The following is an 11,848-nucleotide window of genomic DNA, read 5'->3' as shown; positions in this document are numbered from 1 at the left end:
TAAGACGGAGAGAGTTATGCCAAGTTATGCAAACCGATACATAAGTAGTTTAACCAGAGAAACGTATGCCCTAATTCTTGCCGGTGGTCGCGGCTCACGTTTACATGAATTAACTGACTGGCGTGCTAAACCAGCAGTCTATTTTGGTGGTAAACACCGAATAATCGACTTTCCATTGTCGAATTGTATTAATTCAGGTATTCGTCGAGTTGGTATTGCTACTCAATATAAGTCGCACTCGTTAATTCGTCACGTAAACCGTGCATGGGGTCACTTTAAGAAAGAATTGGGTGAATCTGTAGAGATTTTACCTGCATCTCAGCGATATGGTGACGAGTGGTATTGCGGTACAGCTGATGCGGTATTCCAAAATATGGATATCATCCGTCATGAACTGCCTAAGTATGTCATGATCCTCTCTGGTGACCACGTGTATTGTATGGACTACGGTGGTTTGTTGGCAAAACATGTTGAGACAGGTGCTGATATGACGGTTTGTTGTATTGAAGTACCTTGCGAAGAAGCTGCAGATACATTTGGTGTAATGACGGTTGATGAAAGTAATCGTGTCCGTCGTTTTGATGAAAAGCCTGCTGAGCCAACGTCTGTACCGGGTAAACCAGGAACCTGCTTAGCATCAATGGGTAACTATATTTTCAATACTGAGTTCTTATTTGAACAATTGAAAAAAGACGCAGAAACGGAAGGCTCAGGCCGTGATTTCGGTCACGATATCATCCCAGCTATCATCGAAGAGCATAACGTGTTTGCATATCCGTTTAGAGACTCTAACACAGATGGTCAACCATACTGGCGCGATGTGGGTACGCTTGATTCATTCTGGGAAGCTAACATGGAGCTGGTAATGCCAGAGCCTCAGCTTGACCTTTATGATCCAAAATGGCCAATCTGGACTTATCAGGAGCAGTTACCACCTGCTAAGTTTATTTTTGATGATGATGACAGACGTGGAATGGCTGTTGATTCAACAGTTTCGGGTGGCTGTATTATCTCTGGCTCTAAAGTTAAAAAGTCACTGCTGTTCTCGAATGTATATGTTCACTCATTCTGTGAAATTGAAGAGTCTGTGATTTTACCTGGTGCGAAAATACAGCGAAATTGCCGAATTAGGCGTGCTATTATTGACCGTAATTGTGAGATCCCAGCAGGTCTAGAAATTGGCTACGATCACAAAGCTGACAAAGAAAATGGCTTTAGAGTCTCGAAAAAAGGGATTGTGTTGGTAACTCGTGATATGTTGAATGAACTTGCAAAAAAGTTAAAACAACAAGAGCAAGATAATAAACGACTTGCTTAAGCAATCGCGTTAAATGAAAAAGGGAGGGCATGTCCCTCCCTTATTTATATTTGAATAATACCAATTCGCTTAATTAAGTATTATTGCTGATTGGTATAACAGTTTTATGGAGTACTGCAAAGCATGCATGTATTGATGGTAGCTGCAGAGAATGATGCATTACCGAATGCAAAAGTCGGTGGTGTAGCGGATGTTGTTAGAGATTGTCCTAAAGCTTTAGTTGAAAAAGGCCTTAGTGTTGATGTGGTGATCCCTGATTATGGCTTTGATTATTTGGAGCGTCATCACATAGGTGTTGTGCATGTGCCATTTGCAGGTCAAATGCAAAAACTGGATGTGTGGAAGCTCGCTAAAAGTGATGAAGGTGTAACGCAACTGCTTATATCTCATTGGGAATTTAGCCGCCATAATGGTGCTGTTTATTGTAATGATGAACCAGGCCGCCCGTTTGCAACCGATGCAAGTAAGTTTGCTCTTTTCAACGCTGCAGTTTGCGAGGCTTTATTACAAGGGCTTATCCGCACGCCGGATGTTGTGCATTTACATGATTGGCACAGTGCTTGTGTTGCTCTATTACTTAAAACAGATAGCCGCTATAAAAAACTATCGCACTTATTTTTAGCTTACACAGTACATAACCTTGCATTGCAAGGGATACGCCCTTTCAAAGGCGATAGCTCAAGCCTAGAAGCCTGGTTCCCAAGTCTAGGTTATAACGGCGAAAGGTTATGCGATCCGCGTTATTTTGATTGTTTTAACCCAATGCGCAGCGCAATTAATCTAGTGGATAAAGTTCATCTTGTATCGCCAACTTATTGCCAAGAAGTATTGCGCCCTAGTGATGCAGAAAAAGGCTTCTTTGGTGGTGAGGGGCTTGAAGCTGACCTACAAGCTGCTTATGAACAAGGCCGCGTAGTGGGCATTCTTAATGGTTGCGAATACCCTGGAATGAAGCTTGAGGACATTAGTTTAGCGAGCCTTTATCAACATGCCGAAAATGCATTATTTCAATGGATGGCAAAAAGTCCTGTTTTAGATTCAAGCTATTACATAGCGCATCAACGCTTACTTAAATTTAAAACTCAGCCGTTTTCAGGGCCATTAGTAACCAGTGTGGGCCGTTTAACGGACCAAAAAGCACTGTTACTTCGCCAGTCTTTTGATAAAGGACTGGTGTTAGATGAGTTGTGTCAGCGCTTAAAACAACATAACGGCTATATGATTATTTTAGGCTCAGGGGATGCTGAACTTGAGCAAATTATGACATCGGTTATGGCTCGCCAAGAAAACCTGCTATTTTTAAAAGGGTACGCACATTTTGTTGGCGAATACATGTATCACTTAGGCGATTTATTTTTAATGCCAAGTTCGTTTGAGCCATGTGGTATCAGTCAGATGTTAGCAATGCGAGCAGGTCAGCCATGTTTAGTCCACGGTGTTGGCGGTTTGCGTGATACGGTAGAGCATCATGTGAGTGGTTTTAGTTTCCAAGGTGAGAGTTTAGCATCACAAAGCTACGAACTTGTTACTAGTTTTAGCGATGCGCTTGAGCTTAAAAAATCACAACCAGAACAATGGTGTGCAATTTGTGAACAGGCTAAAAATGCCCGTTTTACGTGGCAATCCGTTGCAGAAGGCTATTTATCAGGCTTATATCAATAAAAAATGCGTGATTCATGGTAATTAAGTGACTTTTTTGTCAATTTCAGCTATTAATTACTTAGTGTGAGATAAAATATAAAAAGTAGGTAAAGTGGCTGTATTTGTTGCTAGGCAAGCGGTCTTTAATCGTCGTCAACAAGTTGTCGCCTATGAGCTACTATTTAGAGATAGTTTAAAAAATAGTTTTCCTGATGTGTCAGAGAGTACGGCAACGGCTCGGCTGATTATGGAAAACCAGCTCAATTTAGGTACCCGTCATATTACGTCGGGCAAAAAAGCATTAATTAATATAGGTCCAGAGTCTTTGAAGCTGGACCTTTGTGCGTTTTTGCCAACTCAAGATGTGGTGATTGAGTTACTCGAAACTATGGAACCTACCGACGAAAATTACGAATATTGTCGCGAGCTTTTTCACAACAACTACAAGTTGGCACTGGATGATTTTGTTTACCAACCTGAGTGGGATCGCTTTTTAAAACTTATTCGTCTTATCAAGTTTGATGTTCAGCAAACACCCTTTGAAGAAATTGCCCCTGTTGTAAATAAGCTTAAAAAACATAAAAAAATAAAGCTTTTGGCAGAAAAGCTTGAAACAGCCGATGATTACGACAAAGCCTATAAAATGGGCTTTGATTTCTTTCAAGGTTATTTCTTTGCTAAACCCAAAATGATTCAGCATCGCGATATTGATTACAACTACGCGCTGGTATTATCAATTTATGCTGAAGTCATGCGCCCAGATCCAAATATAAGTGAAATTGCGGGCTTGTTCTCGTTAGATACCGCACTTGCTTATAAATTGCTGCGCTTAATTAATAGCGGCGTGTTTCCTATTAAAAGCAAAATTGGCTCTCTAAAACAAGCGCTTGTATATTTAGGCCATGAACGACTGAAAAAGTTTGTTAGCCTAATTATTACTGCCCACAGTGCCCAGTCAAAACCAGCCGAGCTTACTCGGCTTTGTGTTGTTAGAGCGCGCTTTTGCGAATTAATAGCGCAGCGTGTTGCTAAGCAACAAACAGGTGAGGCATTTTTAACGGGACTGTTTTCGTTGCTCGATGCCATATTAGATCAGCCAATGGAAAAGCTATTGGATCGATTGCCGTTTCCTGACGAAATTCATGCTGCTCTCATGCAAGAAAAAAATATCCTCTATTACATACTAGAAACCGTCAAAGCTTACGAAACTGGCAGTTGGTGGGCACTTGAACAGGCTGTTGCCTATTTAAGTATTGAAAGTGCTGACCTTCCCAAGATATACGAAAATGCGGTAAATTGGAGCGATAGCTGCAGACAGAACCTATAAGGGATTTATGCGCAATATAAATATGGATGTTTTACGGGGTATTGCAGTACTCGGCTTGATGTTTATGAACATCTACACTTTTGCTGTGTTCGAGTACGATTATACCCCAAGTGCTACGCCACCACTTTCAGATTCACTAATATACATTTTTAATACTGCTTTTATTGATGGGCGCTTTAGGAGCCTTTTTTGCTTGTTATTTGGTGCCTCTTTAGTTATTCAATGGCAGCTTTGGCAAAGCGTCGAGAAGCAACATAAGCGACTAAAAGTTTTGGCTTTTATAGGCCTTGCCCATGGTTTTTTATTGTGGGCTGGCGATATTTTGTTTATTTATTCTTGTGCAGGCTGGTTAACGCTTAAATTTAGCCAGCAAGATGACGAAAAAATACTGCGTATGGGCATGCTGTTTTTACTTCTTGGTGCCTTCATTTCATTTTTACTCTCCTTTATAGAGCCAGAGTTTAGCCCTGTAACGAGAAGCTCTGAGAGTTTTTTAATGGCATATGACGCGGCTTATTCTTCTTATTTTGCAGGATTCGTCAGTAACTTTTTGATTTTTATAATAATGCTTATTGCTGTGCCACTCATCACAATGTGGATGGCTGCAGGGTTAATGCTGGTGGGCGTTTATTTATATAAACAAGGGGTATTTGTTCAAGGTTTAACACACTCTCAGCTTAAGTTGATTACTGCTGCAGCGATAAGTTTTACGGCCCTAAGGTTGATGATAGAGCCTGACCAAAGTGTATTCATGTACGCGATTGCTGAACCGATTAATTGGCTTGCTGCTTTAGCTATGGCCATTTGTTATTGCCACATCATTGTGAAAATAGTTAAAAATTCCCCCAGTAACTGGTTGCTGTTACAGCAAGCCGGTCGCATGTCATTAACGCTATATCTAATGCAAACAGTGATTTTTATCCTGTTTTTTAAAGTCGCATATCCAACCGCAGCACTTAATTTTGATCGCATAGATTATTGGTTGGTTATTGCTATTGTGCTTGTTTTTCAATTGTTTTTTTGTAAAGTGTATAGTCAGTACTTTACAAATGGTCCGTGTGAATTAATTTGGCGGAAATTGTCTAGATAATTCCTCGTATACTACAATCAAAGAAAAACAAAGCGGAGTGGTAATGCGAGTTTGCTTGTTGGTTTTTACATTGCTTTGCTGTTCACCACTTTATGCTGGCGAGCAATTCTCTGTGCTGTTAGTTAATCCCTCAGTTAAAAGCGATGTATTTTGGCAAAAAGTCACTGATGTGATGCAGGTTGCTGCCAAGCAAAATAATGTTTCTCTCACAACAATTTATGGTGGTGGAAATCGCCACATTCAATTAGCCGAACTCAAACAATACCTGCAATATAAGCCCAAACCTGATTACGCAATTTTAATCAATTACCCAGGTGGTGCAGAGCAGTCAATGAGCTTGCTTGAACAACATAAAGTGAATTTTATCACCCTTGAAGAAACGATTGTTGGCGTAGAGCGTGACGAAGTGGGTAAACCCCGTCAGCGCTTTAAGTATTGGTTAGGTGAAGTATTTCACGATAACTTCAAAGCGGGTGAGCAACTTGGCAAAGCCTTACTTGATGAGGCGATAAATACAAAGCAAACACCTCACTTTGTTGCTATCAATGGCCATTATGGCACTGAATCTGACACCCGTAGTGACGGCCTTGTCCATTATTTACGAAAACAAGATGTTGAGCTTGAGCAAGTTGTGTATGCCAGTTGGAATAAGCAAGAAGCCGAGAATAAAGTGAGCCGATTATTACAACGATACCCAGATACGAATGTGATTTGGTGTGCGTCTGATTTAATGGCGCAAGGTGCCCTAGAAGCAGTAAAAGGTAAAAAAGATAAAGCCTATTTCATTGGTGGCATTGATTGGCTTGATGATAATTTAGACTTAATAGAACAACAAAAACTCACAGCCAGTGTTGGCGGGCATTTTATGATGGGAGCATGGGCTTTAATTAGCGTGGTCGATCATCATAATGGGAACCCTTATTGGCAAAATCACGATGAGATTAAGTTTCAGCTTGGGGTGATAACAAAGCACAATATTCAAAGTTATAGCTGGCTAAGAAACATCAAAGATTGGTCGGTTATCCCTTTTGAAACCTTCTTACTGCAAAACAGCAAAAGCACTGAGTACGCCTTCGATTTTGATACGCTACATAGTTTATTGAGCGAAAAGCCCAAAAACGCAGCGCAACACTAAAAGTGTAGTGAAAGAGCCTAGATTCTACCTAGCTTGGTAAAGGCTTCTGGTATAAACTAGCGGCTTTAAAATCCAGACAGAAGTGTGCCATGACAGAGTTAAAGCGATTAAATAAATTTATCAGTGAAACAGGTTTTTGTTCACGCCGTGAGGCAGATAAATATATTGAAGAAGGTCGTGTTACTGTTAACGGCAGCTTGCCTGAAATGGGCGTAAAAGTTAGTGAAGCCGATGATGTACTTATTGATGGCAAACCTTTAAAAGCAAAGCCTAAGCTGGTTTATATTGCCTATAACAAACCTGTTGGTATTACATGTACGACTGAGCGAAAAATCCAAAGCAATATTGTTAAAGCCGTTAATTACCCAGAGCGTATTTTCCCAATCGGACGCTTGGATAGACCTTCAGAAGGCTTAATTTTCTTAACTAACGAAGGCGACATCGTTAATAAAATTCTTCGCGCTGGTAATAATCATGAAAAAGAATACGTAGTGACGGTTGATAAGCCACTTAATCGCCAGTTCGTGAATAAGATGGCAAACGGTATTCCTATCCTAGATACCGTTACTAAAAAATGTAAGGTTAAACAAACAGGCCCGCAGCAATTTACTATAGTGCTAACACAAGGCTTAAACCGCCAAATTCGCCGCATGTGTGAATATTTAGGTTATGAAGTGGTGACTCTTAAACGCACACGTATCATGAACGTTACCCTAAAAGGTTTAAAAGTAGGGCAGTGGCGTCATTTAACCGAGCAAGAAATGGCAGAGATCAATAACTCAATTGCCGACTCAGGTAAAACAGAAGAGCGCTCAATTGATGAAAACAAACAGCCAACGCAAGCTCGTGCTAAGCAAAAACCACGCAATGAAGAAGAAAAAAAGCGCGATTTTTCTAAATACGTGAAAAAAGCACGTAATGATGCCAAACAAGGTCAATCAAGAGCAAAGGCTGGCAATTCGCACTCAGCAAAACCAAATCAAACGAAACGTAGCAGCACCAAACGCACAGGTACATTAAGCCTGAAAAAGTAAGCTTGAGCTTTTAAAATGTAGTGTTTGAATAGCTTTTTAAGCTGTGGCAGTTTTAGTTACCAGTCATTCTAATTAAGAAAAAGCCCTAACAGTTTGCTGTTAGGGCTTTTGGTTGAGAGCCAATCTGTATTAATTAGCGTGACGCTGTTTAGGTACTTTGATCTTAAACAGCATGGTATAGAGCACAGGCACAACAATTAGTGTCAGCACTGTCGCAAAACCAAGACCAAACATAATGGTTACCGCCATAGACTGGAAGAACACGTCAAATAGCAGTGGGATCATGCCTAAAATGGTGGTAATTGCAGCCATCGCTACAGGGCGAACACGGCTTACACCTGAGTCGAATACTGCTTTGTAAGGGTCTTTACCACTATCGAGTTCAAGATTAATTTGATCAACTAATACAATGCCGTTTTTGATGAGCATACCGCTTAAGCTCAGTAAGCCAAGCAGTGCCATAAAGCTAAATGCTGCATTCATTAGTAATAAACCAGCTGATACACCCACAATGGCTAGTGGCACTGTTGCCCAAATCACTAAAGGCTTTTTAACTGAATTGAACAGTAACACTGTGATTGCGAACATGGCTAAGTAACCAAGAGGTAATGAACCGAAAATAGCTTTTTGCGCATCTGTTGACGATTCATATTCGCCGCCCCATTGCAATTCATAACCACGTGGTAGTTCAATAGCTTCAATGTCTTTGCGAACACGTGCAAAGAGCTTCGCTGGAGTTTCATCGCCAATGACATCGTGGTCGGCCATTACAGTGATGGTACGCTTACGATCACGTCGCATGATCAAGCTGTCTTCCCACTCAACAACAAAGTCGTCAACCACTTGTGTCACCGGTACAAACACACCTAACACTGGGCTGTAAATTTGTAAGTCTCGCAGGCTTTCAACGTTTAAGCGCTCTTCAGCAGGCGATCGAGCAATAATTGGCAGCATTTGTGTGCCGTCTTTATAAACGCCCACTTGTTTACCCGATAAGCTAGTTAACAGCAGCTGATCAAGGTCAGATTTGGCAATTCCTAAACGACGGGCTTTTTGCTCGTTAAATTGCGGACGAATTAACTTTGAGCGAGCACGCCAATCGTCACGAATATTAAATGCTCCCGCATCTTGATGCAGAATATCTTTCGCCTCTTTTGCTAACTGGCGAAGTACAACAGGATCTGCACCAGAAAAACGCGCTTCAATTTTTGCATCTGTTGATGGGCCAATTTCCATACGTTTAACTTTAAGCTGAGCATCAAGTACATGTTCGTGTTGGTAATCGCGTACTTTTTTGATCATGGTTGTAACAGCTTCGCGGTCTTTTACTCGAATAATCAATTGCCCATAAGCTGGGTATGATTTTTCAGGTGCGTAAGTCAGCATGAAACGCGGTGCACCTTGACCAACCGTTGTGGTTATTTCTTCAACCAGTGGGTCGGCTTGTAAGAATTTTTCGAGTTTTGCAACACCATCCATAGTGGTATGAATATCAGCGCCTTGCGTATGCCAATAATCAACATAAAACATAGGAGTATTCGATGCAGGAAAGAACGACTGCTTGATAAATTTAAAGCCATAAACTGAGCTAACAAGCAGGATCACCATCAGCAGTAGCGTAGTTTTACGGTACCGCATTGCTGTATGCAATACGCCTTTATAAACATTAAAAATAACACCTTGATAAGGGTCTTCATCGTGATGTGGCTGTTTTTCAGTGGCTTGTTTAAACATTAAATCAGCGAAGAAAGGCGTTAAAGTAATGGCTGTGATCCAGCTTAGTAACAATGAAATAAATAACACCCAGAACAAGCTGCCAGCAAACTCACCACTGGCATCTGAACTCAAGCCAATCGGCGCAAAGGCAGTAATTGCGATAACCGTAGCCCCCAGTAATGGCCACTTGGTTTGATTAACAATATTAGTTGCAGCTTGCAGTTTTGTTTGTCCGCGCTTGAGGTTTATTAATATGCCTTCGGTTACCACAATGGCATTATCTACCAGCATCCCTAAGGCAATGATTAAAGCACCAAGCGAAATTCGTTGTAAATCAATGGCAAATAACTTCATGAAAATGAAGGTACCTAGTACGGTCAGTAGGAGTATTACACCAATCAATACGCCGCTCTTAAAGCCCATAAAGACTAAAAGCACGATAATAACAATGGCAACGGCTTCAAGTAGGCTGATAATAAAGCCACTTACTGACTTTTCAACTTCGGCAGGTTGGTTATAAACGCTGTTTATTTCCATACCATGTGGTCGTTGATATTCCAGTGACGCTAAATGGGCATCAATATTTGCGCCTACATCAACAACGTTAACGCCTGTGCTAAACGATACGCCTACCAGTAATGCTTGCTGTTGGTTATAGCGAATAATATTGTTAGGGACTTCGGCGTACTCACGAAAAACGGTAGCAACATCACCTAAGTAAATAAGCTCATTTTCACCTGGCTTAGAAATAAGTAAGTTTTCGAGCTCTTTTACGTCTTTAAATTCACCAGTTGGGTGTAAGCGAATTGATTCATCGCCAACGCGGACTTTACCTGCGTTCGACACGCTATTTTGAGTTTGTAAAAGCTGATAAATTCGATTAGGCGAAATACCTAACTGGGCCAGTTTGCGGGTTGAAATCTCGACCATGACTTGTGCTTGTTGCTCGCCACCCACGGTTACTTTACTAACGCCATCAACCAAAACAAGCTCACGTTTTAAATAATCAACGTAATCTTTTAGCTCATCGTAAGAATAACCATCGCCAGTGACTGCATACATCACTCCGTATACATCACCAAAGTCATCCATAATCTTGCTTGGATAAACACCAGAGGGCATCGACGATGCCTGATCATTGATTTTGCGACGCAACTCATCCCATATTTGGCGTAAGTCTTGTTTACGATAATTGCTTTTCATCTCAACGGTAATTTGCGATTTACCCGGTGATGAAATACTGGTTACGTAATCAACATACGGCAGCTGTTGAATTGCATTTTCAATAGGGAAGGTGACTTCTTCTTCAACCTGCTGTGGTGACGCGCCAGGATAAAGGGTGATCACCATGGCTTTTTTTAGGGTGAATTCAGGGTCTTCTAGTTGTCCTAAGCCAAAGTAAGCGACCGTTCCACCAATCAGTAAAAACAGCGCGAACATCCAGCTAATGACTTTTCTTTCAATAGCGAGTGCAGCAAAGCTCATTATAAGCCTCGCTCTTTTTGCCATGGACGCACTTTCATGCCTTCTTCTAAAAAGTGCACGCCAGCAGCCACAACGATTTGGCCTTCTTTAATACCTGAGAGTACTTCAATGCCATCACGGTGTAATTGGCCAACTTCAACAGCTTGTTTGTGCACTAAACCGGTGTTTTCGTCATAAAGCCACACATAGCTGTTATCGTTTTCAGACTCAGTAGGCTCAGAGAATACCGCCTCAACTGGCAGTAGTGTATAAGGTGACTGTGAGCTGGTGATTTTGCTTAAATCTATATCAACGCGGCCAGTCATACCGGCAAGTAGATTAAAATCTTCTGGCACAGGTAAAGAAAACACAACTTTATACGTTAAAGTAATTGGGTCGGCTTGGGTATCAAACTCTTTGACCGTTAATTGATATGACTTGTTTGGGTAACCATCAAATACAACATCAGGTTGGTAGTGAACGTCTTTATCGATGCGTGCAATGAGTTTTTCGGGTACTTGAATAACCACGTCCATTAGGTCGCGGGTTTCAAGGCGAAGGATATTTTGTTTTGCTTGAATGTTTTCAAAGTTTTTCACAAATACCTTTGCTACAGTACCGGCGAACGGCGCGCGTAATTCGCTATTATCGAGGTTGGTTTTGGCAATTTTTAGCGCTGACTCAGCAACCTGTTTATTGGCAAGGGCTTGGTCTAACTCAGATTGACTGGCAATAGAGCGGTTAAAAAGCTTTTGCACACGCTCAAGTTGAGACGCAGCAAGTTCAAAGCGTGCTTTACGTTCTTCGTACTGCAGTTGAAAATCTTCAGGATCCAGTTTTGCTAAAAGCTCTCCCTTTTCAACGTGTTGGCCCGCAAGTGCAGGGAACTCAAGTAACTCACCATTTACTCTAAAAGCGAGATAAGAACCTTGGTTAGCAACCACTTCAGCAGGAAAGCTGCGAATGCTTTGCTCTGAATTATTGCCAATATTAAAAAGTTTAACAGGACGTACTACCGGCTCTGCTTCACCTTGCTGTGCTTGCTCTGAACATGCCGCAAGAAGCAAAAACATGCTGCTCATTAACGCGGCGGTTGCCAATCTCATTGTCTTCTCCATAGATA

General features: G+C 41.3%; 8 protein-coding genes. 6 read left to right on the top strand and 2 right to left on the bottom strand.

Going from position 1 to position 11,848, the window contains the following annotated elements; translation table 11 throughout:
- Positions 1–16 precede the first annotated feature (16 nt).
- The 6 genes from glgC to rluF all read left to right on the top strand — a co-directional run bounded on the left by glgC (position 17) and on the right by rluF (position 7,545).
- Positions 17–1,318 carry a glucose-1-phosphate adenylyltransferase gene (gene glgC / locus PASHI_RS11375; RefSeq protein ID WP_054562381.1) on the top strand — a complete coding sequence of 434 codons (1,302 nt, stop codon included), beginning with the start codon at positions 17–19 and terminating at the stop codon, positions 1,316–1,318.
- Positions 1,319–1,441: 123 nt separating this feature from the next.
- Positions 1,442–2,980 carry a glycogen synthase gene (locus PASHI_RS11370; protein ID WP_062565687.1) on the top strand — a complete coding sequence of 513 codons (1,539 nt, stop codon included), beginning with the start codon at positions 1,442–1,444 and terminating at the stop codon, positions 2,978–2,980.
- 91 nt (positions 2,981–3,071) lie between these two features.
- The gene (locus PASHI_RS11365; RefSeq protein WP_054562379.1) at positions 3,072–4,286 is read left to right on the top strand and encodes an EAL and HDOD domain-containing protein; all 1,215 of its coding nucleotides are present in this window, start codon (positions 3,072–3,074) and stop codon (positions 4,284–4,286) included.
- A gap of 7 nt (positions 4,287–4,293) precedes the next feature.
- Complete coding sequence (locus PASHI_RS11360) at positions 4,294–5,376, top strand: DUF418 domain-containing protein (RefSeq protein WP_082710912.1); 1,083 nt, start codon at positions 4,294–4,296, stop codon at positions 5,374–5,376.
- 43 nt (positions 5,377–5,419) lie between these two features.
- Positions 5,420–6,511: an ABC transporter substrate-binding protein gene (locus tag PASHI_RS11355; protein ID WP_062565685.1), complete on the top strand. Its 1,092-nt coding sequence runs from the start codon at positions 5,420–5,422 to the stop codon at positions 6,509–6,511.
- Positions 6,512–6,600: 89 nt separating this feature from the next.
- Positions 6,601–7,545 (top strand): 23S rRNA pseudouridine(2604) synthase RluF, encoded by a 945-nt coding sequence (gene rluF / locus PASHI_RS11350; protein WP_062565684.1) that lies wholly within the window; start codon positions 6,601–6,603, stop codon positions 7,543–7,545.
- A 129-nt stretch (positions 7,546–7,674) separates the two neighbouring features.
- On the opposite strand, the gene PASHI_RS11345 is transcribed toward rluF, so the two are convergent.
- Both PASHI_RS11345 and PASHI_RS11340 read right to left on the bottom strand, forming a co-directional pair.
- Positions 7,675–10,746 (bottom strand): efflux RND transporter permease subunit, encoded by a 3,072-nt coding sequence (locus PASHI_RS11345; protein WP_062565683.1) that lies wholly within the window; start codon positions 10,744–10,746, stop codon positions 7,675–7,677.
- Complete coding sequence (locus tag PASHI_RS11340) at positions 10,746–11,831, bottom strand: efflux RND transporter periplasmic adaptor subunit (protein WP_062565682.1); 1,086 nt, start codon at positions 11,829–11,831, stop codon at positions 10,746–10,748. Before PASHI_RS11340 ends, PASHI_RS11345 begins: the two co-directional genes overlap by 1 nt.
- Positions 11,832–11,848 lie beyond the last annotated feature (17 nt).

Origin of the sequence: Pseudoalteromonas shioyasakiensis, assembly GCF_001550135.1 — a bacterium.
Lineage (GTDB): Bacteria > Pseudomonadota > Gammaproteobacteria > Enterobacterales > Alteromonadaceae > Pseudoalteromonas > Pseudoalteromonas shioyasakiensis.
This window is presented reverse-complemented; position numbering and strand designations above follow the sequence as displayed.

Bases quoted from the DNA above. Each gene is read 5' to 3' on its own strand.
- PASHI_RS11345 (WP_062565683.1), bottom strand. From the start codon at position 10,746: ATGAGCTTTGCTGCACTCGCTATTGAAAGAAAAGTCATTAGCTGGATG.
- PASHI_RS11360 (WP_082710912.1), top strand. From the start codon at position 4,294: ATGCGCAATATAAATATGGATGTTTTACGGGGTATTGCAGTACTCGGC.
- rluF (WP_062565684.1), top strand. From the start codon at position 6,601: ATGACAGAGTTAAAGCGATTAAATAAATTTATCAGTGAAACAGGTTTT.
- PASHI_RS11355 (WP_062565685.1), top strand. From the start codon at position 5,420: ATGCGAGTTTGCTTGTTGGTTTTTACATTGCTTTGCTGTTCACCACTT.
- glgC (WP_054562381.1), top strand. From the start codon at position 17: ATGCCAAGTTATGCAAACCGATACATAAGTAGTTTAACCAGAGAAACG.
- PASHI_RS11370 (WP_062565687.1), top strand. From the start codon at position 1,442: ATGCATGTATTGATGGTAGCTGCAGAGAATGATGCATTACCGAATGCA.
- PASHI_RS11340 (WP_062565682.1), bottom strand. From the start codon at position 11,831: ATGAGATTGGCAACCGCCGCGTTAATGAGCAGCATGTTTTTGCTTCTT.